Here is a 24,421-nt window from a genome sequence, read left to right as displayed (position 1 = left end):
CGTGGCCGCCGCGGCCCGCCCCGGCCTGCGCCGGGTCGAGCAGATCATGGGTACGGCGATCAGCCTCGACCTGGCCGACGACCTGCCCGCCGCCACCCTGCACGCGCTGGCCGAGGAGACCTTCGGCTGGCTCCGCGAGGTGGACGCGCGGTTCAGCACGTACCGGGAGGACAGCGAGGTGTGCCGGGTCGACCGGGGCGAACTGCGGCCGGCGGAGGCGTCGGCCGACCTGCGGGCGGTGCTGGCGCGCTGCGCCGACCTGTGGCGGGAGACCGACGGCGCCTTCGACGCGTACGCCACCGGCCGGCTCGACCCGTCCGGCTACGTCAAGGGCTGGTCGGCGCAGGTCGCCTCGGACCGGCTGGTCGCCGCCGGCGCCCCCAACCACTGCCTGAACGCGGGCGGGGACGTCCGGGTACGCGGCCACTCCGCCACCGGCACCCCATGGCGGATCGGCATCCGGCACCCGTGGGACCCGACCGCCACCTGCCTGGTGCTGGCCGGCATGGACCTGGCCGTGGCCACCTCCGGCAACTACGAACGCGGGCACCACGTGATCGACCCGCACCGGGGCGTACCGGCCCGGGGGCTGCGTTCGGTCACCGTGGTCGGCCCGGACCTGGGCGTGGCCGACGCGTACGCGACCGCCGCCATGGCCATGGGCGAGGCCGGCATCGGCTGGCTGGACCGCCTCCCCACGCCCTGGCAACACGCCGTCATCACCGACAACGCCCACCTCCTGCGCTCCCGCACCCTCCCGTACCTCACCTGATCCCGCCGGTGGTTGGTGGGGACGCAGGGAGGTCAGCGGAGGGGGCGGTGCAGGGTGGCGGGGCGGGAACCGGTGGGACGGGGGCGGCCGGGGCGGGTGAACCAGGGGCGGGTGCCGGCCCAGCGGCGGGGGCGGCGGTGATGCGGTGCGGGTTCTCCCGTGCCGCCGGTGTGGCGGGCCGCGTCGTCCCTGGACATGGTCAACCCCCGCTCTGGGCGCGAGCGCGCCGTCACCGGTTCAACGAGCACGGCATCGGGAAGGTCGCTGTCTGCGGTCCTGTCGGGTCAGCGACCGCCTGCGGGTCTGACGGGTCGGCGGCCGCCCGCGGGGCTGTCGGATCAGCGGCCGCGTCGGGGGAGCGGGAGCTGACCGGGCAGCAGTTCGGGGGCGAGCGTGATCCCGGCCGCCCGGAGCGCCGCGATCAGCGCGTTCTGCACCAGGTACGAGTCGGGCAGCTGCCAGCGCGCCTGCTCCGGGGCGACCGCCCAGCGCACCGTCCCCTCGGGCAGCCGCGTGGGTGGCGCGGCGATCCACGAGCCGGGGCCGTGCCGGACCACGTGGAAGCAGTGCTCCAGCTCCGGGCGCAGCGGGTCGCCCGGGCGGACCAGGAACATCCACCGTCCGGTCGGGGTGACCAGGACCGGCCCCCGTACGCCGAAGCCGGCCGGGTGGGTCGCCACGGCGTCCAGCACCCGGCGGCCGAGCTGGGCGGCGACCTCCAGCACGTCGAACGAGCGCCCGGTGGGCAGCAGCACCCCGTGCGGCCGGTCCCGCCACCAGGTGGCCACCCGGGCCGGGTCGGCGCTCGCCGCGTGTTCCCAGTTCTCCAGGGCGGGATGGCAGCCGATCGTCGGGCAGCCGGCCCGGCCGCAGACGAACCGGCGGTTGGCCAGGCACGCGCCGGGGGTGACCGGCCAGCCGTGGGCGGCGTACCGGACCGCGACCCGGCGCAGCCGGACCCGCTCCAGAGGCGACAGGTGAGCGACGCGTGGCCCGACATTCCCCCACATGTGTGCCATCCCCTCTTCTCTTGCGCCCGGACACGCCCGCGTCACACGTCGAGCGCCGTCACTGCCGTAACCCGTGCTCGTTGAGCTGACGGAACGGCTCATGCAACTTGCACGGAAACTACGAGGACTGGCCGTACGGCTGACGCACAGACTGTGCGACCAGGGCAAACCTGGTGGACGTGGGGGAACCGTCCGCAACCGCGAGGGGGAGGAGCAGGGATGGACGAACTACCCATAGGTCGTCGAGTGGCCTACTGGCGTGGCCGGCGCAAGATGTCCCAGCAGGTCTTCGCCGACCGGCTCGGCAAGTCCAAGAGCTGGGTGGACAAGGTCGAGCGGGGCGTCCGGCGGCTGGACAAGTTCTCCGTCGTCTACGAGATCGCCGACATCCTCCAGGTCGACGTGCAACTCCTGCTCGGCAAGGACCCGGAGCGGCGTACCGACGCGCTCAACTGCATCGACCAGGTCGAGGTCGAGGAGATCCGGGCCGCCCTGGAGCGGTACGACTCGATGAGCGCCTACTTCGACGCGGCGCCGTACCCGCCGCCGCTGACCGACATGCGCAAGGCGGTCAACCACGCCTGGCTCACCTACCAGTACGGTCGGTACGGCATGCTCACCCGCGCCCTGCCGAAGCTGCTGCGCGACGCCCAGGCCGGCGACGCCGGCTACGGCGGGGACGACGAGGGCCGGGAGGCCGCCCACCTGCTCGGGCAGGTCTACCAGATCGCCTCCTCGGTGCTGCGCAAGCTCGGCGAGTGCGACCTGGCCTGGCTGGCCGCCGACCGTTCGATGGCGGTGGCCCAGCGGGCCGACGACCCGCTGCTGGCCGGCGTGGCCACCACCCGGGTCTGCAACGCCCTGGCGGCGATGGGCCGCCCCCGGCCGGCGCTCGAACTCAACGTGCGGATCGCCAACCGGCTCGCCCCGGGCGGCGGTAACGACGTCACCCCGGAACGCCTCTCCGTCTACGGCATGCTGCTGCTCCAGGGCGCGATGGCCGCCGCCCGGATCGGCGACTCCGCCACGGTCGACGACCTGCTCTCCGGCGCCAAGGAGGCGGCCGTCCTGCTGGGCGGGGACCACAACCACTACTGGACCTCGTTCGGGCCGACCAACGTGGAGCTGCACCGGGCCGCCGCCGCGGTGGAACTCGGCGACGGCGGCCGGGCGGTGGAGACCCACCACGCACTCGTCGAGCCGGCGTTCAGCGCCCTGCTGCCCGAGCGCCGGGCGCACCACCTGCTCGACATCGCCCGGGGTTTCGCCCAGATCGGCGACGTGGCGAACGCCGGGGAGATGCTGCTGCGCGGGGACCGCCTGGCGCCCTCCGAGATCCGCTGCCGGCCGATCGCCCACGAGGTGATGTCGGACGTGCTCCGTCGCACACGGGGTGCGCCGCCTTCGCCGATCGCGGAGTTGGCTGAGCACATGGGAGTCGGAGTATGAGCGGATGAGCGGTCCGCACACCAGCAACGGGCACCGGCGGGTGCTCTACGTCATCGCCTGCGGCTCGCCGCTGGCCCGTCACGTCAACCGGCTGGTCGACCTCGCCCAGCAGGACGGCTGGGACGTCTGCGTGGTCACCACGCCGGACGGCGCGAAGTTCGTGGACCGGACCGCGCTGGCTCGGCAGACCGGCCATCCGGTCCGCACGCACTACAAGAACCCGGGCGACCCGGACGTGCTGCCCGCGGCGGACGCGATGATCGTCTGCCCGGCCACGGTGAACACGGTCAACAAGTGGGCGGCCGGCATCACCGACACGCTCGCCCTCGGGCTGCTCGTCGAGGCGCAGGGCCTCGGGGTGCCGATCGCGGCCGTGCCGTACACCAACTCGGCGATGGCCGCCCACCCGGCCTTCCGGGCCGGCGTGGCCCGGCTGCGCGAGTGGGGCGTGCAGGTGGTTTTCGGCGAGCACGTGGTGCCGCTGCACGCGCCGGGCACCGGCGAGCGGCACCTGGACGCCTTCCCCTGGGCGGCCGGCCTCGCGGCGCTGCGCGGCGCGCGGGCGCCGGTGGCCCCGGTCGGCTGAGCGGCCCCCGCACGGCCGGCGGGCGCCGTCCCGCCGGCCCACCACCACGACGCGTCGCGGACAGACGACCCGGACCGGGCCCGGACGCCGGTAAGCTGGCCGGCCGTGAGCACAACCGGATCCGCGCTGACGGTCGCTGACGTGGTGGCCGCGCTCGACGCCCGCTATCCGCCCGCCTGGGCCGAGGAATGGGACCGGGTCGGCCTGGTGCTCGGCGAGCCCGCCAACCCGGTGCGCCGGGTCGCCTGCGTCGTCGACGTGGTGCCGGAGACGGTGGACGAGGCGCTGGCCGCCGGGGCCGACATGATCGTCGCGCACCACCCGCTGCTGCTGCGCGGGGTCTCCTCGGTGGCCGCCACCACGTACAAGGGGCGGATCGTCCACCGGCTGATCAAGGCCGACGTGGCCCTGTACGTGGCGCACACCAACGCCGACGTGGCCGACCCCGGCGTCTCCGACGCCCTGGCCGCCCGGTTCGGGCTGACCGGGCTGCGCCCGCTGCACCGCCCGAGTGCCGGCTCGCCGGCCGACGGCCCGGGGCGGGGCATCGGCCGGATCGGTACGCTACCCACCCCGATGACGCTGGCCGAGCTGACCCGGCACGCCGCCGCCGTGCTCCCCGTCACCGCCTGGGGAGTTCGCGCCGCCGGGGATCCCGGGCGTATGGTTCGTAGCCTCGCGGTCAGCGGCGGCTCGGGGGACAGCTTCCTCGCCGAGGCGACCGCCGCCGGCGTGGACGCGTTCCTCACCGCCGACCTGCGCCACCACCCGGCCGGCGAGCACCTCGCCGCCGGTGGCCCGGCCCTGCTGGACGCCGCCCACTGGGCGACCGAACGACCCTGGCTGGACGAGCTGGCCGCCCGGCTCCGGGCCGAGCTGGGCGTCGAGACCGTGGTGTCCGACCTGGACACCGACCCGTGGACCGTGCACGCCGCCGCGCCCCGACCGGACGACAAGGAGCCCCGACCGTGAAGGCTGACCCGAAGGTGCAGCGCCGCCTGCTCGACCTGCAGGCGCTCGACACCGCCCTCGCCCAGCTCGCCCACCGCCGCCGGTCGCTGCCCGAGTTGGCCGAGCTGGACACCCTCGCCCGGGAACTGTCCGCGCTGGAGGACGAGCGGGTCCGGGCCCAGGTGGCCGTCGACGACCTGGACCGGGACATCGCCCGGCTGGAGAAGGACATCGACCAGGTCCGGGCCCGCAAGAGCAAGGACGAGGCCCGGCTCGCCGCGGGCAGCGGCCCGGCCCGTGAGCTGGAGGCGCTCCAGCACGAGCTGGTCTCGCTGAACCGCCGCCAGGGCGACCTGGAGGACGCCGAGCTGGAGCTGATGGAGCAGCGGGAGACCGCGCAGGGCGTACTCGACGGGGTGGAGCGGCGGATCGCCGAGGCCCGGGACCGGCGGGCCGCCGCCGAGCAGCGGCGCGACGAGAGTCTGGCCGAGATCGCCAAGGACGAGGAGTTCAAGCGCGGCGCCCGCCAGCCCCTCGCCGGTGACCTCCCGGCCGACCTGGTGGCCCTCTACGAGCGCATCCGGGCGGACACCGGCCTCGGCGCGGCGCTGCTCACCGGCGCCCGCTGCGGCGGCTGCCGGCTGGAACTCTCCGGCGCCGACCTGGCCCGGATCCGCAAGGCCGACCCGGACGACGTGGTCCGCTGCGAGGAGTGCCGGCGGATCATGGTTCGGACCAACGAGTCGGGGCTGTAGCCCATGGCGGTGCGCGCGGTCGTGGTGGAGGCCGACGGCGGGTCCCGGGGCAACCCCGGGCCGGCCGGCTACGGCGCGGTGGTGCGGGACCCGGAGACCGGCGAGGTGCTGGCCGAGCGGTCCGCGGCGATCGGCACCAGCACCAACAACGTCGCCGAGTACCGCGGCCTGATCGCCGGGCTGGAGGCCGCCGCCGAGCTGGGCGCGGCGGAGGTCGAGGCGCGGCTGGACTCGAAGCTGGTGGTGGAGCAGATGTGCGGCCGCTGGCAGATCAAGCACCCGGGGTTGCGGCCGCTCGCCGCGCAGGCCGCCGGCCTGGTCGGCCGGTTCGAGCGGGTCCGGTTCAGCTGGGTGCCCCGGGAGCGCAACACGCACGCCGACGCGCTGGCCAACGCCGCGATGGACGCCGCCGCCGCCGGCACGGCGCCGGCGGCGGCGGCGCCCCGGACCGCCGAGCCGCCCCGCCAGGTCGCCGCTGCCGACTCGGCGGCCCGTGCCGCCGCCCGCGAGGTGGCCGCCCGCGCCGCCGTCGGCCGGGCCACCGGCACCGACCCGGCCACCACCCCCGCCTCCTGGGAGCCGCGGCCGACCGAGGAGGCCACCCGGCTGATCCTGGTCCGGCACGGCGAGACCGAGCGCACCGTGCAGAAGCGCTACTCGGGGCGGGGCGACGTGGCGCTGACCGACCGCGGCCGGGCCCAGGCCCGGGCCACCGCGGCGCGGGTCGCCGCGCTGGCGCCGTCGGTCGCGGCCGTGGTCAGCTCGCCGCTGTCCCGCTGTACGGCGACCGCCGAGGCGATCGCCGCGCTGGTCGGTGACCCGCCGGTCCGGGCCGACGACGACCTGATCGAGTGCGACTTCGGCGTCTGGGAGGGGCGCACCTTCGCCGAGGTACGCGGGGACTGGCCGGGCGAGTTGGACGCCTGGCTCGCCTCCACCCGGGTGGCGCCGCCCGAGGGCGAGTCGTTCGCCGCCGTCGCCGAACGCACCGGGCGGGCGGTGGACCGGCTGCGCCGGGCGTACCCGGGGGAGACCGTGGTGGTGGTCTCCCACGTCTCGCCGATCAAGCTGGTGCTGCGCGACGCGCTGGCGGCCGGCGACGCCTTCCTGCACCGGCTCTATCTGGACACCGCCGGCATCTCGGTGCTGGACCTGTACCCGGACGGCGGCGTCGCGGTCCGCTCGGTCAACGACACCGCGCACCTGAACGACATCTGACCGCCCGCCGCCCGCCGCCCGCCGCCCGCTCCGGCACGGCGGGCCGGCCGCCGCGCCGCCGTGACCTGACGTCGCGGCCGGCCGCCGCGCCGCCGTGACCTGACGTCGCCGCCCGGCCGCCGCGCCTTCGCCGTTCGGCGCACGCGGGCCGCCGCTCGGCGCATCACGGTCGTTCCGCCGAACGTGACCGCGCTCACAGGGTCGTAGCCTCCGGCCGTCACATGGCAAGTCACTACTTCCCGGAGGTGTGTCACATGGCTGCACCCGGACCGGAGGCGCCGACACCGGCGCGATCCAGGGCGAAGGATCACAGCCCGTGGAACTGGTTGCTCTTCATCCCGATCGTGGTGCCGCTGATCCCGGCCTTCTTCAACGCCGACTCACCCCGGCTGTTCGGATTCCCGCGCTTCTACTGGCTGCAACTGGCCTGGATCCTGCTCGGCGTCGGCACCACCACGCTCGTCTACCAGATGACCAAGAAGCGGGGTGACCGGTGAGCGCGAGGAGTGAGTCGGGCCTGCGAGCCCCGCAGTCGCGAACGAAGGGGGTCCAGTGATGTGGCGGGATCACCTGACCGAGATCATCGTCTTCGCGCTGCTCTTCCTGCTGGTCAGCGCGATGGGTTTCGTGGCGGCCCGGTGGCGGGCGCCGCGGGACATGGCGCACCTGGACGAGTGGGGTCTGGGTGGGCGTAGCTTCGGCGGCTGGATCACCTGGTTCCTCGTCGGCGGTGACCTCTACACCGCGTACACCTTCGTGGCGGTGCCGGCGCTGATCTTCGGGGCCGGTGCGGCGGGCTTCTTCGCCGTGCCGTACACGATCGTCATCTACCCGTTGGTGTTCCTGGTGCTGTGCCGGCTCTGGTCGGTGTCGCACCGGCACGGCTTCGTGACCCCGGCCGACTTCGTCCGCAACCGCTTCGACTCGCCGATCCTGGCGTTGCTGGTGGCGATCACCGGCATCGTGGCGACGATGCCGTACATCGCGTTGCAGCTGGTCGGCATCGAGGCGGTGCTCAAGACGATGGGCGTCACCGGGGACAGCGCGCTGGCCCGGCACCTGCCGATCATCATCGCGTTCGCCATCCTGGCGGCATACACGTACCAGTCCGGGCTGCGCGCGCCGGCGCTGATCGCGTTCGTCAAGGACTCCCTGATCTACATCGTGATCCTGGTGGCGGTCGTCTACCTGCCGTACAAGCTGGGCGGGTGGGGGAGCATCTTCGACGCGGCCGACGCGAAGTTCAAGGCGACTCCGGCGCCCGGCGACGGCATCCTGCTCAACGCCAACAACCAGCTCCAGTACGTCACCCTGGCGTTCGGCTCGGCACTGGCGCTGTTCCTCTACCCGCACAGCATCACCGGCGTGCTGGCCAGCCGGAACCGCGACGTGATCAAGCGGAACATGTCCGCGCTGCCGGCGTACAGCCTGCTGCTCGGTCTGATCGCGCTGCTCGGCTACATGGCCATCGCGGCGAACGTGAAGCCGCTGCCCGGCGCCAAGGCCGGCAGTGTCGACGGCAACACCGTGGTGCCGCTGCTCTTCGACAGCCAGTTCCCGGACTGGTTCGCGGGCGTGGCGTACGCGGCCATCGGCATCGGCGCGCTGGTGCCGGCGGCGATCATGTCGATCGCGGCGGCGAACCTGTTCACCCGCAACATCTACAAGGAGTACCTGAAGCGGGACGCCAGCCCGGCGCAGGAGGCGAACGTCTCCAAGATCGCCTCGCTGGTGGTGAAGGTCGGCGCGGTGGCCTGCATCGTCTTCCTCGACCCGCAGTTCTCCATCGACCTGCAGCTCATCGGCGGTGTGATCATCCTGCAGACGCTGCCGGCGGTGGCCCTGGGCCTCTACACCCGCTGGTTCCACCGAGGCGCGCTGATCGCCGGCTGGGTGGCCGGCATGGGCCTGGGCATGTGGATGCTCTACCAGATCGGCAACCCGACCACCGGCAAGAAGCACTTCGCCGGTTCGGCGTTCCCGCTCTCCGAGTTCGGCTTCGACACCAAGAAGACGATCTACGTGGGCATCGTGGCGGTGCTGGTCAACCTCGCGGTGGCTGCGCTGCTCACCCTGGTGCTGCGGGCGACGAAGGTGGCCGACGGGGTGGACGGCACCACCCCGGACGACTACTTCGCCGACGAGGGCGACCCTCGGGTCACCCCCGGCACCGAGCGCGACGCCGACTCCGCTCGGGAGCCCGTCGCCTGACGGAAAGTAGGGGCCCCCGCGCCACGCCTGCTGCGTGCGCGGGGGCCCCGCGCTACGCCTGCGTGGGCGGGGGCCCGCGCTACGCCTGCTGGGTGGGCCGGGCCCCGCTCCACCCGCTCAGCGGCGGCGGTTACGCGAGTCGAGCGCCTGGTTCAGACGGTGCAGCAGTTCCGCCAGGTTGTCCCGGTCCGTCTCGGACCAGGTGGCGAGCATGTCGCCGTAGAGCCGGGTGCGGGCCGCCCGCACCGCCGCCATCCGTTGCAGGCCGGCCGGGGTGGGGGAGATCACCGTGCCGCGCCCGTCGGCCGGGTCCGGGGTACGCGCGATCAGGCCGTCCCGTTGCAGGGCGGAGACCTGTCGGGTGACCGTGGAGCCGTCCAGGTTGAGCCGGGCGGCCAGCGCCGACACGTTCTGCGGGCCGGCGCTGTCCAGGTGCCGCAGGATCACGTACGCGGCCCGGTCCAGCACCCGGTGCTCGGCGCTGCCGGTGGCCCGGCGGGTCGCTTCGCCGAACCGCATGAGCAGCGCGACCTCGGTCTCGATCCGGCCGAGTGTGACATCTCCCGCGTTGGCGTCCTCGCTCATAGCTGTAGGATACAACTTGATTACCTGCATAATACAGCTATCCTGGAGGTCGCGGAGTGGATCGGCGTTCCGAGCCCAACCGCAGTGCCATCTACGCCACCACCCTGGTGGCCTTCCTCGCCATCGCCGGCATCGCCGTGGTCGACCCGATCCTGCCCGCCATCGGCGCGGCCATCGGGGTCACCGCCTGGCAGGTCGAACTGCTCTTCACCGCGTACATCGCGGTGATGGCCGTCGGCATGATCCCGGCGACCCTGGCCAGCGGGAAGTTCGGCTTCAAGCCGGTGCTCATCACCGGCGTCTCGGTGGTCGGCCTGGCCGCCATCCTCGCCTCGTTCAGCAACGACATCGTGCAGCTCTCGGTATTGCGCGGCGTCTGGGGGCTGGGCAACGCAATGTTCTTCGCCACCGCCATGGTGGTGCTGGTCAACCTCGCCAACGACCGCGAATGGGTGGTCGGCCTCTTCGAGACCGCGCTCGGCCTCGGCTTCGCCGTCGGCCCGCTGATCGGCGGCCTGCTCGGCGAGATCAGCTGGCGACTGCCCTTCTTCGTCTGCGGCGTGTTCATGGTGCTCGCCCTGGGCGTCGCCGCCCGCAAGCTCCGCGAGCCGGCCCGCAAGCAGGCCCCGGTACGCGTCGGCCAGATCTTCGCCACCTACCGCAAGCCGGCGTTCATCACCCTCTGCGTGGTCACCGCCGCCTACAACTTCGTCTTCTTCGTGGTGCTCGGCTACACCCCGCTCTACCTGCACCTCGACGTCATCCCGCTGGGACTGGCCTTCACCGGCTGGGGGCTCGGCCTGGCCGCCGGCATCCTGCTGATCGGCCACCGGCTGGCGCACCGGATCGGCGCCGTGCAGACCGTCGGCGTCGCGATCGGCGGCCTGCTGGTCTGCATGGTCCTCTTCGCCACCTCCACCGGCACCGCCATGTCGCTGGTGGTGCTGGTGCTCGCCGGCCTGTTCATGGGCCTGGCCAACGCCAACCTCACCGACCTGGCGCTCGGCCTCGGCTCCGCCGACCGCCGGGTCGCCACCGGCGCGTTCAACCTGGTCCGCTGGGGCGCCGCCGCGCCCGCCCCGATCATCGCCGGCAAGCTCGCGGAGCACAGCCTGGCGCTGCCGTTCTGGGTCGGCTTCGGGGTGCTCGCCGTCGGCGTGCTGGTCTACCTCGCCTTCGCCCACGTGATGGCCGCCGGCTACGGCGAGCGGGTGCTCTGGTCGCGGTGGAACTCCGCCGCCCGGCGCAACGAGCACGCCGCCGAGGAGCCGGTCGGCGAGGCGTACTGACTCGGGCCTCGGGCCTCGGGTCTCGGGTCTCGGGCTTCGGGCCTCCCGGCCGAACCGCCCCGGTGCGACGCGCGCCGGGGCGGTTCGCTGTCCGGGGTCAGTGCAGCGCGCGGTAGAGCAGGTAGAGCCCGATCACCGTGCCGAACACCACGATCATGCTCTTCAGCAGCACCGGCGGCAGCCGGCGGACCACCCGGGCGCCCACGTACCCGCCGACCAGGGTGGCCGGCGCGACCACCGCGACGGCCGCCCAGTTCACCGGGCCGAAGAGCGCGAAGACCACCAGGGTGGTCAACCCCACCACGGCCGAGAGCAGGTTCTTGATCGCGCTCACCCGGGCCAGGGTGGTGTCCAGCACCAGCGCCAGCCCGGCCACCAGCATCACCCCGAGCGCCGCGCCGAAGTAGCCGCCGTACACCGTGCCCAGCGCGACCATGGCCTGCACCGTGACGGTCCGGCGGCGCGGGCTCAGGTCGGCCGGGTGGCCGACCAGCCGGCGCAGCGGATCCTGGAAGGCCAGCACGGCCGTCGCGCCCAGCACCAGGAAGGGCACCACCAGCTCGAAGGCCCGCGCGGGCGTGGCCAGCAGCAGCACGCAGCCGACGGCCGTGCCGAGCACCGCGGTGGGCAGCAGGCGCCACAGCGCCCGGCCCGGCGGCAGGTCGGCCCGGCTGCCCGCCACGCTGGCCACGTACCCGGGAAAGACCGACACCGAGTTGCTGACGTTGGCCGGGACCGGGAGCAGGCCGGTCGCGATCAGCGCCGGGAAGGTGATCAGCGAGCCGCCCCCGGCCACCGCGTTCACCGTGCCCGCGGCGAGACCGGCGGCGACCAGCAGTGCGGCGTCGGAGAGGTCCATGATCTCAAGAGGCTAGTACGGCCCGCCGGTAACTCAACTTTTCGGCATCCTGCCGCGTCGTTCCCATCGACCGGGCCGAGCGAAGGGAGCGAGCCGTGCATCGTCACGACGGGGGGTCGACGGGTGGATGACCCGGAGTTCCGGGAGTTCGTCGAGGTCCGCTACGCCGACCTGCTGCGCACCGCGTACCTGCTGACGGGCAGCCGCGACGCCGCGCAGGACCTGGTGCACGAGGCGCTGCTCAAGGTGATGCGGCACTGGCGGCGGGTCGACGAGCCGATGGCGTACGTGCGCCGCGTGATGGTGAACGAGCGGACCAGCCGCTGGCGCCGCGTCGGGCTGCGGGAGCTGCTCACCTCGACGCTGCCGGAGCGGGCCGGCCCGGACAGCACCGAACCCGTGGTGGTGCGGGACGAGCTGCTCACCGCGCTGGACCGGCTACCGGTCCGGATGCGTACCGTGCTGGTGCTGCGCTACTGGGAGGACCTGCCGGAGGTGGCGGTCGCGGCGGCGATGGGCTGTTCCGTCGGGACGGTGAAGAGCCAGGCCGCCCGCGGGCTGGCCCGGCTCCGGGACGTGCTGGGTGGACCGCGGCCACGGATGGCCGGCGGGTTGCTGGGGGAGCGGGCATGAGCGTGGACGAACTGCGGGCCGGGCTGACCCGGATCGCCGGCACCGTGGTGCCGGACCCCGACCCGTACGAGCGGCTGATCCGCCACGCCCGCCGGCGCCGCCGGCGCCGCTTCGCGGGACTCGGGGCGGCGGTGGCCGCGATCCTGGCGGCGGCGCTGGCGGGACCGGCGGCCCTCACCGCGTCGGGCCCGCGGCCGGCGGTGGACGACTCCCCGGTCGGGCACGGCCACCCGATCGACTCGCCGTGGGCCCGACGTCTGATCGACTCGCCGACCCGGGGCAGCCTGGCCGGGGACCGCGCGCTCATCGCCGAGGTGGCCCGCCTCTTCGACCGGAACCGGGCCGAGGTCCTGATGGCGGACGACCTGCCCACGGTCAAGGTGCTCTACGCCGACGAGTCCGCCGGGTTCCGGCAGGTGGTGCTGGTCTACCACTCGGCGACGTCGGCGGCGCTGGTCGACCGGGAGGGACCGGTGGGCGCGTCACCCGCCCGGCTGCTGCGCGGCGACGGGTCGAGCAACCTGCCGGCCGCACCGTTCCCCCTGTTCACCGCGACCTCCCAGACCTCCGGCGCGCCGCGGCAGTGGCTGCTCGGGCTGGCCCCGGCCGGCTGCCGCGTCCTGCTGGGCCGGGCCGCCCACCCCGACGACCTCGGGCTGCGACGGCAGTGGCAGGCCGTCGCCACCGACGGCTACGTCCTGGTCGACCTGGCGTCGGCCGGTGGCTGGTGGCAGGTCGAGTGCGACGGGCAGGTCCGGCAGGCCGGGCCGATGTGGGCCGCCGAGATGGAGGGCCTGGACGGGACGTACCCGGACGACGGCCGGTGGGCGGCGAGCGCCGAACCGCCCAATCCGACCGTGGCCCGGCAGGCCGGTCGGATGTACGCGGCCCTGGCCCGCCAGTCCGGCCTGGCCGACGGGACCCGGCCGGTGCTCCGCTGGTCCGGCCGGCTCGGCCCGGCGGAAGGCCAGGCGGTGCTGCTCGCCCCGCCGGGCAGCGGACCCACCCTCCTCCTGGTCGGTGAGACCGGCGCCGGTCCACTGCTCGCCGTCGGCACGGCCCGGGACACCGCCCCGGCCGAGCCCCCGCCGCCCGACGGGCCGCTGCCACCGTCCCTCGTGGCCACCGGCTACGCCCCGGCGGACGACCTGCTGGCCGTCCGGATGCCGGGTCGCGACGGCGGCCGGGCCGTGCTCACCGACAAGCTGCTGGTGGTAAGCCGGCGCGGCGTGGCCCGGATCGAGGCGGTCATCGACGGTACGGTCCGGGCGAGCGCGCCGGTGACAGACGGGGTGGCCCGGCTCACCCTGCCCGTCGGAAGCCCGGTCCTGCTGCGTGGCGTCGACCGTGACGGCGTGGTGCGCTCCTCCGGTCCGCTCCGCGAACCGGCCACCGGCGAGCGGATCTTCAACGAGCCGATCGTGTCGGCCTGGTGACGGACACCCGGTACGGGGGCGGCAGCCCTCCCGTACCGGGGCGGAAATGGGCGGGGCGCGCCCGTCGTTAGGATGGGTGCGCGACGGACGAGTCGACCGGGCGGTCGCGTCGACGGGCTGCGGCCCGTCGCCGAGGAACGTCCGGACTCCACAGGGCAGGGTGGTTGCTAACGGCAACCCGGGGTGACCCGCGGGACAGTGCCACAGAAAACAGACCGCCGGCCCGTAACGGGACGGTAAGGGTGAAACGGTGGGGTAAGAGCCCACCAGCATCCCGGGTGACCGGGATGGCTCGGTAAACCCCACCCGGAGCAAGGCCAAGAAAGGGCCGTCACCGCAAGATGACGACCCGCGCAGACGCTTGAGGGCGGCCCGCCCGATGTCTGCGGGTAGGCCGCTGGAGCCTGCCGGCAACGGCAGGCCGAGATGGATGGCCGCCGCCGATGCGCCCTCGCGGCGCGTCGGTCACAGAATCCGGCGTACAGGTCGACTCGTCCGTCGCCCACCAGCTCAGAGCCGTGACCATGGCTCTGAGCTGGTTCTATGTCCGGGTGTCGATGGTCGTTCATGGTCAACATTGGCCGGCGTTTGACGGCCTGACGCCCTGGAGACGCCTGAGCGCCGGCTCAGTTCAGCGACACTATGGAAATCGCTTCCGGCATGCGGACGACGGGCCCTACCCTGCTTGCTCGCAGACGATCCGGTCACCGGCCCGCCGCCGCAATCCGACACCGAGGAGTTGCCGATGCCCCACGTGACGCTTTACGCGCTTGAAGAGGAACTGGTCGGGCATGAACACAACCTCATCGAGGAACTGACCAACGCCGTCGCCTCCGTGTATGGCGCGTGGGCTAGAAGTTCGGTGGATGTCAGGCTGATCGGCGTTCCTACCGGTCGATGGGCCCGCGGCGGAGCGGCGGTCGCTACAGCCGCCCCCTCGGTCACCTTCGGCATGCGGGAGGAGGTGTTCGCGCGAGAGGACGCAGCCAGAGTCATCGCACAACTCGTCTCCGCCTTCACCGAAGCCGTTACTGCCGTGTTCGGGGAGGATCATCGCGACGAAGTGCTCGTCGAACTGGTCGGCCAGCCCACGTCCCGGTCCGGGCTCGGCGGGAAGGTCATCAGTGTCGGCAGCTAGTGGAATCTCTTCCCGAGTCGGGCTGGCTATGCCGCTGCGGGCCGCCTGAGGGCCGGCGTTTGATGGTTCCGGAGCGGAGCCGGCGGCTGTGGAGGAGGGTCGGGCACCTCCTGGCGGTGGAGCTGGTGCCGCGACCCGGTGATCCGGTGGCAAGCCAGTCCCGGGGTTGGACTGGCGCGGCAGTCGGAAGCCCTGACGCACGATCAGGCCGACCCGGTGGCGTCCGTCGCGGGCTTCGATGATCCCATTCGTGGATGAGGTGGGACGAGTGCGTGCCGGAGTTGCTGGAGCACCTGGGGGAGATGGGTCTGGTCGGGCTGGTCAAGATTGACGGGGAGCGGGAGCGCAAGCCCTGGACCGTAGTGATCTCGGGTCAGCGGCTCGATGGCGCGTCGATCAGGGTCGACGGCCACAGCCTCGATTACTGCCTGAAGCATGCGGTCGCCGCGCTTCACGAGCGCTTCCCAGACGAACTCGCGCTGAGCTGATCCGACGTGGGGCGGTGTCCCGGCGGCTGTCGGTGGCTCACCGCCCCGCACCGCGCGGAGCGCGGTGCCTTGATCGGCTGGGCCAACGCGGTAGCGGTCGAACTGATGACGATCTACCTCGGCCTGGAACTGCGCGCCCGCCGCCGCGCCGGTCGACCCGTCGGCCTGGTCGGCTCGCTGCTGGTGGCGTTCGCGCTGCTGTCCCTCGCGGCCCACGTCGCGGAAGCCGAATCGTCGGTGTGTGGCTGGACCGTGGCGGCGGTGCCGTCGCTGGCCTTCCTTGCCCTGGTCAAGGTCGTCCTGTCCAACGCCCCGGTCACCCCGCCGGCTGTCGAGCCGGACCAGCCCGGCGCGTACCGCTACGACGAGCCGACGGAAGCCACCGAGGTCGAACCGGTCCGCCCGACTGTGCCGACGCCGTCCGTCGTTCCGGCGGTGCTGCCTGCGGCCGGCGTCGTCCAGCCGCACCGGCCGCAGGTCGTCGGGATCATCCGATGAGGGCCACCCACGCCGCCGGCCGGCGGCTACCGGAACTCGTGTACGACCTCGATCAGACCGACGATGTGGGCGTTGAACTCGTCCAGCTCCTCGGCCGGCACCCACAGCTCCAGGATGGTTTGCCCGCCGGCCTGGCGCACCGGGTAGCGCTTCAGGAACTCCGACTCCACGTGGAAGCGGGTCACGTAGCCGACGCCGGAGGCCGGCACGTTCCAGTCCCGGGCGATCATGATCGCGTAGTCCTCGTTCAGGACCGGGTAGAAGATCGGCTGATCGGGCAGACGCGGCGGCCACGCCCGCCATCCGGACTGGCGGACGAGATCCAGCTCTGCCGGCCCGGTCGGGCGCCACAGCACCGTCGTACCGTCATCGCTGTTCATGTTGACCTCGCCGTGTGGGTTGATGGTGAGCCCGGACAGTACCGGTGCACCGTTCTCCGGGACCACCGCATTCGGCGCTCGGCGGGGGCGGACGGTTGACGGCGCCGACTCTGCCCGGCCGCGCGCCGGCCGCCCCGACCCCGCCTGCTGTTCCTCGGCCGAGCGGCCCAGCGCGTGATCGGCAGGCTCGGTGAGGATCCATCGATACAGCGTTTGCCATGGGCGTAGTTCGCGGGTACGTCACGCCATGGCGCACCGGTGTGCGTCCGCCGGAAGCCGGACCTGCCCCGCAACGGCCGACCGAACGCGCCCCGGAGCGTATCGGCGCGCCTCAGCCGACGCCGTCCCGCACCGGATAGTGGATGATGACCGACCGCCGGTGGGCGTAGTTGGCGACATCGGCAGCCACTCGCTGGCCTTGCGGCGACGGTCGGTCCGACCGGAAGGGAGCGATGATGAGGCGACCAACACTGTTCCTGACTGTGGGACTCCCATGCTCCGGGAAGACCACTGCTGCTCGGCGCATCGAGATCGAGCAGGAGGCGCTTCGTCTCACCAAGGACGAATGGGTGAAGGCTCTCTACGGGCACGAGAATCCGCGATCGGCTGGGGACGTGATCGAAGGACGGCTCATCCAGATCGGGCTGCGCGCCCTTGAACTGGGCAACAGCGTCGTGATCGACTTCGGCCTCTGGAGCCGAGACGAGCGCTCCGCGCTACGCCAGGCAGCAGCAGACCTGGGCGCGAGGGTGGAGCTGCGCTACTTCAGCGTCACCCCGGCCGAGCAGCGGAGCCGACTTGATCAGCGCCAAGCCGAGGCGGCACACACGACCTGGCCCATGTCCGACGACGAACTCGCCGGGTGGGCGGCAACTTTCGAGGTCCCAACGCCAGGCGAACTCGACGGCAGTGAACCCGTTGATGACCCACCGGCCGGATTCGCGACCTGGGACGAGTGGCGCGGACACCGCTGGCCGCCATCGGTCTCCTGACGCCTGCTCCGCGCAGCGCTGCCACCACCGCTCATCGGCACAGGGCCGCCCGGAGGCCTCACCCGAACGTCGTCCCATTGCCCATCGGTGCCGGCGGTGGATGCGGACCTGACGACGCTCAACCGGTGCCTGGCCGGGGTGCCTGGGACGCGATCTGGTCATGCAGGCGGCTCTGTGAACCCCACAGGTAGTAGGCGGGGACCCCTCGGTACACGCCGGACCGGTAGATGCCGATGCCCGGGACGGACGCGCCGGCGCGTACCAACGGCGCCTGGATCACCGCCGCCTTCCAGACGAGTTCGTCCCAGCTGAACGAGGTGCCGTTGTCAGCTTCGACCCGAACTCCGGCTCGTTCGCGGCCCTTCGGCCCGAACGGAAGCAGATACACCTCTGACACGGCGAGCGCCTCGCCCTCCGGACCGCCCGCAGCCCGCCGGCGCCGCGCCAACGCCTCGGTCGACTCCGGTGCTTCCGCCGGCCACGACAGCACTTCGCACTGCCCGACAGCGAACGGAAGGTCTGGCCGGTGCAGCGCCACCTCGTCCTTGGTCAAGGGCTCGGAGCGGACGTACGCGGCCTTCTCCGTGAGGGCGGACGCAGTGGCGACGTAATAGCTGACCCGTCGCTTCTTGACCTCACCGAGGTCGGCCAGGCCCCACCTGCCGAGGTGCGGCCACCACGTGTCGTACATGACCACGCCGCGGTCATGCGCGATGACCCGCAATGGCCGGTCGTCGTGCGGCCACCGGAGTACCGCTCCCACCGCAATCCTGGCCGGCCCCATGTGTGTGGACCCTACCTACGGGCACGGGACACCCCGGTGTGGCGGCAAGGGACCGCTCAGGTCGGGTTGGCGCACTCCTCCGACGCCGCCTCGCCCTGGGCGGGGTGGGGTCTGTCCCGCCGCCGCTCTTGGCTGCGCCGACCTCGTGGAAGAAGAACGCGTTGATGCCGACCATGACTCCGTAGACCGACAGCGGGACGGCGACGACCTGGGACAGGATGGCCCACGGCCTGGTGGCAGTCATGCCGAGCCAGGTGAGCGCGACGGCTGCCATCAACATGAGCGTGGCGAGGACGATCCCGGCCGTGTCGCGGGAAACCAGCTCACGCGCTTGCCGGTTCCGGACAGGGTATCGCCGCCGATCCATGCGATAGGGGCCTGCCAGGGCGGCCGGCAGCCTGCGACATGAAGGTCCTCGCCCACGGGCCTTCGCCGGCCCTGGCATCCTGTGCCGATGCAGAGCGTGTACGAGGTTGCGGGCGGCAGCGCGGGCCTGCTCCGCCTGGCGGCGGCATGGCACGCCCGGGTGATGGCCGACGAGGTCGTCAGCCACGCGTTCAGCCACGGGTTCCATCCTCAGCACACCGAGCGACTCGCCGCCTACTGGGCCGAGGCGCTCGGCGGTCCCACCAGCTATTCCGAGACCTACGGAGACGAGACGTCGGTGGTGCGGATGCACAGCGGCAACGGCCCACACGAGGAGATGGACCGCCGCGCGATCGCCTGTTTCGACCGGGCCCTGGACGACGTGGGACTCACCGCCGACCCAGTTCGAAAGGTGCTGCACGACTACTTCGCCTGGGCCACCACGACGACCATGGCCCGCTATCACGAGTCCGCGGATGACGTCCCGGCGGGCTTGACCATTCCACGATGGTCGTGGGACGGGCCGCAACGCTGAGCCGGGTCAGGAGCGGCTGCCGGTGGCTCCCACCGGCACGTCCGCTTGCTCAGCGGCGGTGGTCGACGCGACCGTAGCGAGGCTTCCAGTCGTGGACGAGAAGCCCGAGCAGCACCTCGTCCATGAACTCGCCCAGCACCCAGGCCGACGAGCGCAGCACGCCCTCGCGGACGAAGCCGTTGCGCTCGGCGGAGCGCAGCATCGCGGCGTTGTCCGACAGCGTCTCGATCTGCAGCCGTTGTAGGCCGCGCACCACGAAGCCGTAGTGGCACAGCACCGCGACCACGTCGGTGCCGTAGCCCTTGCCGCGGCAGGACGGGAGCAGCCCGAGGCCGATGTGCGCGGACCGGTGGTGGTTGTCGATGCCCCACAGCGTGGCGGAGCCGACCAGCGTGCCCCCGGTCAGCTCCACGACGGAGAACGTGACGTGCCCCTGATCCGTGTCGTCCACCACGAGCCGGGGGTCCTTCGCGCCGGGCGTGATCGGCCGCCACGGCCGGCTCTCGGACCGCGAGGAGTAGACCACGTCGTCGTAGAGCTCGGCCCGCAGGATCGGGATGTCGTCCTCGTGCCGGCCCCGGAGCCCGACCGTCTTGCCCTTCAGCATGCGCGCTTCCTATCTGGCCGGCCGGCCAGCGGCTAACTGGTCCGGAGGTGTACCCGAGGTAATTATGGGCCGGCCGTCCTGCCCTGGCCTGCGGCTATGGCCTGTGGGACGTGAACAATCCGGACCGAAACGTGACGGAGAGGACCTGGCTGTCACCCCAGGGTTGACATTCCGAAGTCGCAGAATGATGCTGACGACGTGAGCAGTAACCCCAGGGGTGACAACCTCCTCGGAAGCGCTGCACTCTCCGACGGGGCGGAGTGGGCACGCGTCCTCGCGCATCGCGGCCGGGATCGGGCGACGACGTTCGATGCGGTCGTGGAGCGATTCCGTGCCGCTGGCGTCACGCCGGAAGAAGTCGAATCTCATCTCAGCGACGCAGGGGATCGGCTGTACGCGGCGGCGACGTCGGGTGGGGAGGGGTGGGCCGCCCAGTTCGGTGGCGCACGCGCCGTCGCGCTGCTGGCTGCGGAGATCAGCGCTCTGATGTCGCATCTCGTCGCCCGCGCCGCGAGTGTGAGGGCGGTCTGTGTCGAGGCATTGCTCGACGAGTTCAGCGCGGTCGCCGTTGCCGAAGCGCTCGGCGTGGCCCGACAGAAGGTCTACGGACTCGGCAGAGCAAACGTCGACGCCGACTACGTGAGGAAGACTCCTTGAAGGCCAGCGTGAACGACACGCACGAGACGGTGGCCCTGCCTGGTCCCGCGGTGATGCGGTTGCTGCATCCGACCGATCTTCCTGAGGCGCGAGAGATCTACCAGCGTGGATGGTGGTTCGGACGCGTCATGAGGTCGGTCGTCGTCTCCATGAAGGTGCTCCGATGGCGTTGAACAGACGGGACCTGCCGTCGCGGACGACCGGGACGTCTCCACGCTGGATCGTTCTCGGTTTCCTGATGGCCAGTTTTGCGTGGGCTCCGATCATTGCGATGTCGTTCACCGCACCTCCGACGGTGTCGCTCACCGCGGTGTTCGTCGGTGGCCTCGCGGTGTTCGGGTTCGCTCTGCTGCTTGTCCTGGTCGACGCGGTTGATCCCGGATGCGTCCCCGCCGCGGGAATCCGGAATACGGTGCTGCTGATAGCGGTCTCCCTGGTGCTGTGGGCGCCGAGTTACTCCTGGGCAGAGCCGGGCGAACAGCCCTGGGCCTGGCTCGCAGGCTTCGCCGTCGCCGCGAGCGCGCTGGCGAGTTGGCGGGGCGGCGTCGCGGCGACTGTCGTGCTGGTGAGTGCCGCTGGGGTCGGGGGTGCCGCTTTCGAGGGGTCACCCATCCCCAGCGTGGTCACCAGCCTGGGCTGCGCCGTAGCGGTGTGGGCGATGTGTCAGGTGCTGGTGTGGGTTCACCGACTGTGGTTGGCTGCGCAAGACGGGCGGGAAGCTCAGGCCGAGCTCGCTGTCGCCGAGGAGCGGCTGCGCGCCGACCGTGAGTTGCACGATGTACTCGGACGCCGTCTGGCTGTCATCGCGCTCAAAGCCGAACTCGCGGCCGGCTTCGCTGCGGGGGACCCGGAGCGAGCCGCAGTAGAGAGCAATAGCATCCGGGATCTGGCGAACGGAACGCTCCGTGAAGCGCGACGCGCGATCCACGGAGAAACCGCCACCGACCTCCCGACCCAGTTGCAATCAGCCGACCTCGTGCTCGGTTCGGCAGGAATCCGTACGACGATCGACGCTGATCCGAAGGCTCTCGCACTCGTACCAGCATCGCTTGCCGCCCTCCTGGCAACGGTCATCCGGGAGGCGGTCACGAATGTGCTGCGCCACAGCGAAGCCCGCAGCGCATCGATCGTGATCTCCGCCACGACTTCACTGGTGACCTTGCGCGTGGTCAATGACGGTGTCAGTCGATCTCTACCGGCGCACGACACCGACGGGACCGGCATCGCGGCACTTTCGGCCCGCTGCGCCGCGGTGGGGGCCACTCTCGTTGCCGGCCGTAGCGGGGAAGACTGCTTCGAGTTGCGTCTGGAGTCCCGCGAGGACCTTGGGCGACCATCATGAGCGAGCCAATCCGGGTCCTCCTCGCCGAGGACGACGAACTGATCCGAGACGCGCTGGCTGGCCTCCTCGAGCGCGAGGAAGACATCCACCTCGTTGCCACGGCGCGCGACGGCCGCGAGGCAATCGAGCGCGCCGTACTCCATCGACCCGCCGTCGCGGTCATCGATCTGCAAATGCCGAAAGTGGATGGGCTCGGGGTCATCGGCGAACTGGCGCGGGTGCTTCCAGAGTGTGCGGGAGTGATCCTCACCGGTCATGGCCACCCGCACGTGCTGCGCAGGGCCCTCGCCTCGGGTGCGCGTGGCTTCCTGGCCAAGGGGGCGCCGGGCACAGCGCTGGCTGATGTCGTGCGGCGTGTGCACGAAGGGAAACGCTACGTCGACCCCGTGCTGGCGGCAGACGCTTTGACGCTGGCCCCGTCTCCGCTGACGGCTCGCGAGACCGACGTGCTGGCGACCGCGCAGGAAGATCGCCCCATCCGGGATGTTGCGCAAGAACTCTTCCTCTCGCCGGGCACCGTGCGCAACTATCTCGCGACCATCAACCGAAAGCTCGGAGTGGACAGTCGTGCCAGCGCGCATCGAGTGGCCCGTGAAAACGGGTGGGTCTGAGCCGGCAGCCCTGCCCGGTCTGCACGGGGTCTTCGTGATCGATTCACGGGTTCACCGGGCAGGACCGTGGCCGAGGCTTTCGAGCATGAACACCCAAGCGAAGCTCCACGATCACCGACACGACATCTCTGGGCAGAAGCGGGGAATCTGGCACCACCTGCTGGGGCGTTGGCCGTCCGTTCTCGGTCTGCTTGCTCTCTTCGCCAATGTCGCGGATGGCGGCGACTCTCATGTGACTGCGATGATCATCGTCATCGCCTCCATGTGCTATCTCGCGGCGAGCGCCATAGGTTCCCAGCGCAGCGGTTGGATCATGGTCGGGGCGGCAAGCGTCGCCGTCATCCTCGCCCGCCTCACCGGGCTCGACCCCACTGCGACCCTACTGGTCATGGGGGTAGGGTTTGCCGTCCTCGGCTTCCTCCGCGGTAACGACATCGACCGTCGCGAACTCGGAGCCCAGACGCTGGCATTCTTGGGCTTCAGCGCCGTCGCTCTCACCGCCATGATGGTGAATCCCGTCGCCGCGCTGTACCTGGCCGCCCTCGCCGCCATCGGTCACGCCGCCTGGGACGTGGTGTACTTCGTCCGCAACAGGGTCGTACCCCGATCGCTTGCGGAAGCCTGCTTCATGCTCGATCTCGGCCTGGGTGTGGCGATGTTGTTCACCGCCTGGATTGCGCCCCTCTGAATCGGCGCCGAACCGCAGCGGATCAGTCCGAGCGCCGCCTGCGGCCACCGCTGCGTCCTGGCCAGTCCACTACGCCCGGCAAGCCTTCGTCGAGCCATGATCACGATCCCCGGCTGGAGGATTGGTTCTGCAGCAGGCGGTGGCGGAGGCTGTCGGGTCCTAGTGGTTGTCCGTCGAGGTGTTCGCGGCGCAGCTCGTGCATGAGGTCCTGCTGGAGCCGCGTGCCGCCGGCGGCCAGCGCCGCGGCGGCGCTGCCCAGGTCCGGGTCGGCCGGCAGCCACCTGTTGCCCCAGGCGCCAATCGCCGTGAGGACCGGCACGAAGTCGATCGCCGCCTCCGTCAGGTGATAGCGCACCTTCTGCCGGTGGTGCTCATCCCCATGACGCGTGAGCATGCCCGCGGCTACGAGCTTGTTGAGTCGGCTGGTCAGGATGTTCGTCGCGATCCCTTCCGTCGACCCGGTCAGGATCTCGCGGAAGTGCAGCGGGCCGCGAAACGTGAGGTCGCGCAGGACGATGACGCTCCACCGGTCACCGAGGAGCTCGGCGCAGAGATTGATCGGACAGGCGGATCGCCCGACGGCGACGTCGAGCACGCCATCTTCCAGTTGCGTCATGCAAGCAGTCTACGTTAGGGTTTGACCGCTTGCAAAATGCAACCGGGAGGAAGAGGTAATGGACCGCTATCTAGTGATGACGAAGTTCGTGCCCGGCCACGGCCCCGCCGACGGATCGCCCGAGCACGCGGAGGAAATGCGCGCCTGGGATCGCTTCAACCGCGAACTCGCGACCTCGGGACGGCTCGTGCAGTCCTTCGGTCTCGATCTGCCGGCAGGCAACCTTCCCGCCAAACGGCCTGGCGGCGACGACGGTGAGCTGGTGTTCGCCCAGTATGTGATCGAGGCCGACTCACTTGCGGACGTCGAGCAGTGGGCTCGCCAGATGCCCGTTCTGAAATACGGCAGTGTGGAGATCCGCCGGGTGCTGTTCGAGGATGCGCCATGAACAGCCCCGCACCGTGGCGGGCACTGGTGCTGTTGGCGCTGCCCGCATTGGTCGTGGCGATGGATCAGAACGTTCTCTTCCTCGCGCTCCCGACCCTGACGGCCGAGCTGGGAGCATCCGTCGTGAGCCAGCTGTGGGTCAGCGACATCTACGGCCTCATGGTGGCGGTGTTTCTGATTCCCTTCGGTGCCCTGGCCGACCGGATCGGCCGTCGCCGGCTCCTGCTGGCCGGCTCTGCCGGATTCGCGATCTTCTCGCTGATCGCCGCGTTTGTCGGGGTACGGCCTGGAGTGCAGAGCTAGGTACAGCTGATCTTGCAGAGGTGCGCACTGGTTGTCCGTCGTCAGCGGGTGACTGAGGGTGAGGCTGCTCGGGTCGTGATCGGACCGGCGTGGGGCGGCTGGCGGTGGGGGCGATGGATGAGCAGCGGTGGCTGGATGTGCGTCGGTTCCGGGCGTTGCACGAGGCTGGTGCGAGTGTTTCGGAGATCGCTCGTGAGACGGGCCTGAACTGGCGGACGGTGAAGAAGTACCTGGCTGCTGGTGGCGGCGAGGTGGCGCCGCCGGTTGCGGCGCGG

Annotated in this window: 31 protein-coding genes and 1 other RNA gene; 25 read left to right on the top strand and 7 right to left on the bottom strand. The window is 71.6% G+C overall.

What is annotated here, in order from left to right; translation table 11 throughout:
• Window positions 1-46 precede the first annotated feature (46 nt).
• Complete coding sequence (locus AB0I11_RS28495) at window positions 47-772, top strand: FAD:protein FMN transferase (protein WP_357327356.1); 726 nt, start codon at window positions 47-49, stop codon at window positions 770-772.
• 338 nt (window positions 773-1,110) lie between these two features.
• Here AB0I11_RS28495 and AB0I11_RS28490 read toward each other — a convergent pair whose 3' ends face one another.
• Window positions 1,111-1,782, bottom strand: a complete 672-nt coding sequence (locus AB0I11_RS28490; RefSeq protein WP_357327352.1) for a bifunctional DNA primase/polymerase — start codon at window positions 1,780-1,782, stop codon at window positions 1,111-1,113.
• 219 nt (window positions 1,783-2,001) lie between these two features.
• Here AB0I11_RS28490 and AB0I11_RS28485 point away from each other — a divergent pair, with 219 nt between their 5' ends.
• The 7 genes from AB0I11_RS28485 to mctP all read left to right on the top strand — a co-directional run bounded on the left by AB0I11_RS28485 (window position 2,002) and on the right by mctP (window position 8,952).
• Window positions 2,002-3,231 carry a helix-turn-helix domain-containing protein gene (locus AB0I11_RS28485; protein ID WP_357327295.1) on the top strand — a complete coding sequence of 410 codons (1,230 nt, stop codon included), beginning with the start codon at window positions 2,002-2,004 and terminating at the stop codon, window positions 3,229-3,231.
• Between the two features lie 4 nt (window positions 3,232-3,235).
• A complete protein-coding gene (locus tag AB0I11_RS28480; RefSeq protein ID WP_357327292.1) occupies window positions 3,236-3,817 on the top strand; it encodes a flavoprotein in 582 nt (193 codons plus the stop codon).
• 141 nt (window positions 3,818-3,958) lie between these two features.
• A complete protein-coding gene (locus AB0I11_RS28475; RefSeq protein ID WP_357327349.1) occupies window positions 3,959-4,789 on the top strand; it encodes a Nif3-like dinuclear metal center hexameric protein in 831 nt (276 codons plus the stop codon).
• Window positions 4,786-5,523 (top strand): C4-type zinc ribbon domain-containing protein, encoded by a 738-nt coding sequence (locus AB0I11_RS28470; RefSeq protein ID WP_357327289.1) that lies wholly within the window; start codon window positions 4,786-4,788, stop codon window positions 5,521-5,523. Before AB0I11_RS28475 ends, AB0I11_RS28470 begins: the two co-directional genes overlap by 4 nt.
• A gap of 3 nt (window positions 5,524-5,526) precedes the next feature.
• Complete coding sequence (locus AB0I11_RS28465) at window positions 5,527-6,741, top strand: bifunctional RNase H/acid phosphatase (protein WP_357327287.1); 1,215 nt, start codon at window positions 5,527-5,529, stop codon at window positions 6,739-6,741.
• Window positions 6,742-6,995: 254 nt separating this feature from the next.
• Window positions 6,996-7,238: a DUF3311 domain-containing protein gene (locus AB0I11_RS28460; protein WP_357327284.1), complete on the top strand. Its 243-nt coding sequence runs from the start codon at window positions 6,996-6,998 to the stop codon at window positions 7,236-7,238.
• Window positions 7,239-7,296: 58 nt separating this feature from the next.
• Window positions 7,297-8,952 carry a monocarboxylate uptake permease MctP gene (gene mctP / locus AB0I11_RS28455; protein WP_357327281.1) on the top strand — a complete coding sequence of 552 codons (1,656 nt, stop codon included), beginning with the start codon at window positions 7,297-7,299 and terminating at the stop codon, window positions 8,950-8,952.
• A 117-nt stretch (window positions 8,953-9,069) separates the two neighbouring features.
• Here the strand turns inward: mctP and AB0I11_RS28450 are convergent, their stop codons facing one another.
• Window positions 9,070-9,537, bottom strand: a complete 468-nt coding sequence (locus tag AB0I11_RS28450) for a MarR family transcriptional regulator (RefSeq protein ID WP_357327278.1) — start codon at window positions 9,535-9,537, stop codon at window positions 9,070-9,072.
• A gap of 56 nt (window positions 9,538-9,593) precedes the next feature.
• Between AB0I11_RS28450 and AB0I11_RS28445 the strand changes: the two genes are divergently transcribed.
• A complete protein-coding gene (locus tag AB0I11_RS28445; protein WP_357327275.1) occupies window positions 9,594-10,826 on the top strand; it encodes an MFS transporter in 1,233 nt (410 codons plus the stop codon).
• 97 nt (window positions 10,827-10,923) lie between these two features.
• Here the strand turns inward: AB0I11_RS28445 and AB0I11_RS28440 are convergent, their stop codons facing one another.
• Window positions 10,924-11,685 carry a sulfite exporter TauE/SafE family protein gene (locus AB0I11_RS28440; protein WP_357327272.1) on the bottom strand — a complete coding sequence of 254 codons (762 nt, stop codon included), beginning with the start codon at window positions 11,683-11,685 and terminating at the stop codon, window positions 10,924-10,926.
• 123 nt (window positions 11,686-11,808) lie between these two features.
• On the opposite strand from AB0I11_RS28440, the gene AB0I11_RS28435 reads away from it, so the two are divergent.
• From AB0I11_RS28435 to AB0I11_RS28410, 6 genes are all read left to right on the top strand, one after another.
• Complete coding sequence (locus tag AB0I11_RS28435) at window positions 11,809-12,318, top strand: SigE family RNA polymerase sigma factor (protein ID WP_357327269.1); 510 nt, start codon at window positions 11,809-11,811, stop codon at window positions 12,316-12,318.
• Window positions 12,315-13,754: a hypothetical protein gene (locus tag AB0I11_RS28430; protein WP_357327266.1), complete on the top strand. Its 1,440-nt coding sequence runs from the start codon at window positions 12,315-12,317 to the stop codon at window positions 13,752-13,754. Before AB0I11_RS28435 ends, AB0I11_RS28430 begins: the two co-directional genes overlap by 4 nt.
• Window positions 13,755-13,842: 88 nt before the next feature.
• An RNA gene (rnpB, locus tag AB0I11_RS28425) (RNase P RNA component class A) lies at window positions 13,843-14,252 on the top strand.
• A 187-nt stretch (window positions 14,253-14,439) separates the two neighbouring features.
• On the top strand, window positions 14,440-14,892 hold the full coding sequence (locus tag AB0I11_RS28420) for a tautomerase family protein (RefSeq protein ID WP_357327263.1): 453 nt from the start codon (window positions 14,440-14,442) through the stop codon (window positions 14,890-14,892).
• Between the two features lie 272 nt (window positions 14,893-15,164).
• Complete coding sequence (locus tag AB0I11_RS28415; RefSeq protein WP_233607874.1) at window positions 15,165-15,380, top strand: hypothetical protein; 216 nt, start codon at window positions 15,165-15,167, stop codon at window positions 15,378-15,380.
• A gap of 105 nt (window positions 15,381-15,485) precedes the next feature.
• Complete coding sequence (locus tag AB0I11_RS28410) at window positions 15,486-15,878, top strand: hypothetical protein (protein WP_357327258.1); 393 nt, start codon at window positions 15,486-15,488, stop codon at window positions 15,876-15,878.
• Between the two features lie 26 nt (window positions 15,879-15,904).
• On the opposite strand, the gene AB0I11_RS28405 is transcribed toward AB0I11_RS28410, so the two are convergent.
• Window positions 15,905-16,258: a hypothetical protein gene (locus AB0I11_RS28405; protein ID WP_357327256.1), complete on the bottom strand. Its 354-nt coding sequence runs from the start codon at window positions 16,256-16,258 to the stop codon at window positions 15,905-15,907.
• 452 nt (window positions 16,259-16,710) lie between these two features.
• Here AB0I11_RS28405 and AB0I11_RS28400 point away from each other — a divergent pair, with 452 nt between their 5' ends.
• On the top strand, window positions 16,711-17,250 hold the full coding sequence (locus tag AB0I11_RS28400) for an ATP-binding protein (protein WP_357327253.1): 540 nt from the start codon (window positions 16,711-16,713) through the stop codon (window positions 17,248-17,250).
• A gap of 118 nt (window positions 17,251-17,368) precedes the next feature.
• On the opposite strand, the gene AB0I11_RS28395 is transcribed toward AB0I11_RS28400, so the two are convergent.
• Window positions 17,369-18,013, bottom strand: coding sequence for a hypothetical protein (locus AB0I11_RS28395; protein ID WP_357327250.1), 645 nt, complete (start codon window positions 18,011-18,013; stop codon window positions 17,369-17,371).
• A gap of 475 nt (window positions 18,014-18,488) precedes the next feature.
• On the opposite strand from AB0I11_RS28395, the gene AB0I11_RS28390 reads away from it, so the two are divergent.
• Window positions 18,489-18,935 carry a group II truncated hemoglobin gene (locus AB0I11_RS28390; protein ID WP_357327247.1) on the top strand — a complete coding sequence of 149 codons (447 nt, stop codon included), beginning with the start codon at window positions 18,489-18,491 and terminating at the stop codon, window positions 18,933-18,935.
• A gap of 49 nt (window positions 18,936-18,984) precedes the next feature.
• Here AB0I11_RS28390 and AB0I11_RS28385 read toward each other — a convergent pair whose 3' ends face one another.
• The gene (locus tag AB0I11_RS28385; RefSeq protein ID WP_357327244.1) at window positions 18,985-19,542 is read right to left on the bottom strand and encodes a GNAT family protein; all 558 of its coding nucleotides are present in this window, start codon (window positions 19,540-19,542) and stop codon (window positions 18,985-18,987) included.
• Window positions 19,543-19,740: 198 nt separating this feature from the next.
• On the opposite strand from AB0I11_RS28385, the gene AB0I11_RS28380 reads away from it, so the two are divergent.
• The 5 genes from AB0I11_RS28380 to AB0I11_RS28360 all read left to right on the top strand — a co-directional run bounded on the left by AB0I11_RS28380 (window position 19,741) and on the right by AB0I11_RS28360 (window position 22,840).
• Window positions 19,741-20,199: a hypothetical protein gene (locus AB0I11_RS28380; protein ID WP_357327240.1), complete on the top strand. Its 459-nt coding sequence runs from the start codon at window positions 19,741-19,743 to the stop codon at window positions 20,197-20,199.
• Window positions 20,196-20,372, top strand: coding sequence for a hypothetical protein (locus AB0I11_RS28375; protein ID WP_357327237.1), 177 nt, complete (start codon window positions 20,196-20,198; stop codon window positions 20,370-20,372). Before AB0I11_RS28380 ends, AB0I11_RS28375 begins: the two co-directional genes overlap by 4 nt.
• Window positions 20,363-21,541: a histidine kinase gene (locus tag AB0I11_RS28370; protein ID WP_357327233.1), complete on the top strand. Its 1,179-nt coding sequence runs from the start codon at window positions 20,363-20,365 to the stop codon at window positions 21,539-21,541. The genes AB0I11_RS28375 and AB0I11_RS28370 overlap by 10 nt, the downstream gene beginning before the upstream one ends.
• Window positions 21,538-22,152: a response regulator transcription factor gene (locus AB0I11_RS28365; RefSeq protein ID WP_357327230.1), complete on the top strand. Its 615-nt coding sequence runs from the start codon at window positions 21,538-21,540 to the stop codon at window positions 22,150-22,152. The genes AB0I11_RS28370 and AB0I11_RS28365 overlap by 4 nt, the downstream gene beginning before the upstream one ends.
• Window positions 22,153-22,237: 85 nt before the next feature.
• The gene (locus tag AB0I11_RS28360; RefSeq protein WP_357327227.1) at window positions 22,238-22,840 is read left to right on the top strand and encodes a hypothetical protein; all 603 of its coding nucleotides are present in this window, start codon (window positions 22,238-22,240) and stop codon (window positions 22,838-22,840) included.
• Between the two features lie 100 nt (window positions 22,841-22,940).
• Here AB0I11_RS28360 and AB0I11_RS28355 read toward each other — a convergent pair whose 3' ends face one another.
• The gene (locus AB0I11_RS28355) at window positions 22,941-23,456 is read right to left on the bottom strand and encodes a helix-turn-helix domain-containing protein (protein ID WP_357327223.1); all 516 of its coding nucleotides are present in this window, start codon (window positions 23,454-23,456) and stop codon (window positions 22,941-22,943) included.
• A gap of 58 nt (window positions 23,457-23,514) precedes the next feature.
• On the opposite strand from AB0I11_RS28355, the gene AB0I11_RS28350 reads away from it, so the two are divergent.
• The 3 genes from AB0I11_RS28350 to AB0I11_RS28340 form a co-directional block, all read left to right on the top strand.
• Window positions 23,515-23,844: a YciI family protein gene (locus AB0I11_RS28350; RefSeq protein WP_357327220.1), complete on the top strand. Its 330-nt coding sequence runs from the start codon at window positions 23,515-23,517 to the stop codon at window positions 23,842-23,844.
• Complete coding sequence (locus AB0I11_RS28345; RefSeq protein ID WP_357327217.1) at window positions 23,841-24,146, top strand: MFS transporter; 306 nt, start codon at window positions 23,841-23,843, stop codon at window positions 24,144-24,146. The genes AB0I11_RS28350 and AB0I11_RS28345 overlap by 4 nt, the downstream gene beginning before the upstream one ends.
• A gap of 113 nt (window positions 24,147-24,259) precedes the next feature.
• The coding region (locus AB0I11_RS28340) for a helix-turn-helix domain-containing protein (RefSeq protein WP_357327346.1) at window positions 24,260-24,421 on the top strand (162 nt) is incomplete at its 3' end.

Source organism: Micromonospora sp. NPDC050495, from assembly GCF_040655175.1.
Taxonomy (GTDB): Bacteria; Actinomycetota; Actinomycetes; order Mycobacteriales; family Micromonosporaceae; genus Micromonospora.
This window is presented reverse-complemented; position numbering and strand designations above follow the sequence as displayed.

Excerpts from the sequence above, each read along its gene's own strand:
- AB0I11_RS28495 (WP_357327356.1), top strand. The coding sequence starts at position 47 with ATGGGTACGGCGATCAGCCTCGACCTGGCCGACGACCTGCCCGCCGCC.
- AB0I11_RS28490 (WP_357327352.1), bottom strand. The coding sequence starts at position 1,782 with ATGTGGGGGAATGTCGGGCCACGCGTCGCTCACCTGTCGCCTCTGGAG.
- AB0I11_RS28485 (WP_357327295.1), top strand. The coding sequence starts at position 2,002 with ATGGACGAACTACCCATAGGTCGTCGAGTGGCCTACTGGCGTGGCCGG.
- AB0I11_RS28480 (WP_357327292.1), top strand. The coding sequence starts at position 3,236 with ATGAGCGGTCCGCACACCAGCAACGGGCACCGGCGGGTGCTCTACGTC.
- AB0I11_RS28465 (WP_357327287.1), top strand. The coding sequence starts at position 5,527 with ATGGCGGTGCGCGCGGTCGTGGTGGAGGCCGACGGCGGGTCCCGGGGC.
- AB0I11_RS28460 (WP_357327284.1), top strand. The coding sequence starts at position 6,996 with ATGGCTGCACCCGGACCGGAGGCGCCGACACCGGCGCGATCCAGGGCG.
- mctP (WP_357327281.1), top strand. The coding sequence starts at position 7,297 with ATGTGGCGGGATCACCTGACCGAGATCATCGTCTTCGCGCTGCTCTTC.
- AB0I11_RS28450 (WP_357327278.1), bottom strand. The coding sequence starts at position 9,537 with ATGAGCGAGGACGCCAACGCGGGAGATGTCACACTCGGCCGGATCGAG.
- AB0I11_RS28440 (WP_357327272.1), bottom strand. The coding sequence starts at position 11,685 with ATGGACCTCTCCGACGCCGCACTGCTGGTCGCCGCCGGTCTCGCCGCG.
- AB0I11_RS28430 (WP_357327266.1), top strand. The coding sequence starts at position 12,315 with ATGAGCGTGGACGAACTGCGGGCCGGGCTGACCCGGATCGCCGGCACC.
- AB0I11_RS28410 (WP_357327258.1), top strand. The coding sequence starts at position 15,486 with ATGACGATCTACCTCGGCCTGGAACTGCGCGCCCGCCGCCGCGCCGGT.
- AB0I11_RS28405 (WP_357327256.1), bottom strand. The coding sequence starts at position 16,258 with ATGAACAGCGATGACGGTACGACGGTGCTGTGGCGCCCGACCGGGCCG.
- AB0I11_RS28400 (WP_357327253.1), top strand. The coding sequence starts at position 16,711 with ATGATGAGGCGACCAACACTGTTCCTGACTGTGGGACTCCCATGCTCC.
- AB0I11_RS28390 (WP_357327247.1), top strand. The coding sequence starts at position 18,489 with ATGCAGAGCGTGTACGAGGTTGCGGGCGGCAGCGCGGGCCTGCTCCGC.
- AB0I11_RS28385 (WP_357327244.1), bottom strand. The coding sequence starts at position 19,542 with ATGCTGAAGGGCAAGACGGTCGGGCTCCGGGGCCGGCACGAGGACGAC.
- AB0I11_RS28370 (WP_357327233.1), top strand. The coding sequence starts at position 20,363 with ATGGCGTTGAACAGACGGGACCTGCCGTCGCGGACGACCGGGACGTCT.
- AB0I11_RS28365 (WP_357327230.1), top strand. The coding sequence starts at position 21,538 with ATGAGCGAGCCAATCCGGGTCCTCCTCGCCGAGGACGACGAACTGATC.
- AB0I11_RS28360 (WP_357327227.1), top strand. The coding sequence starts at position 22,238 with ATGAACACCCAAGCGAAGCTCCACGATCACCGACACGACATCTCTGGG.
- AB0I11_RS28355 (WP_357327223.1), bottom strand. The coding sequence starts at position 23,456 with ATGACGCAACTGGAAGATGGCGTGCTCGACGTCGCCGTCGGGCGATCC.
- AB0I11_RS28350 (WP_357327220.1), top strand. The coding sequence starts at position 23,515 with ATGGACCGCTATCTAGTGATGACGAAGTTCGTGCCCGGCCACGGCCCC.
- AB0I11_RS28345 (WP_357327217.1), top strand. The coding sequence starts at position 23,841 with ATGAACAGCCCCGCACCGTGGCGGGCACTGGTGCTGTTGGCGCTGCCC.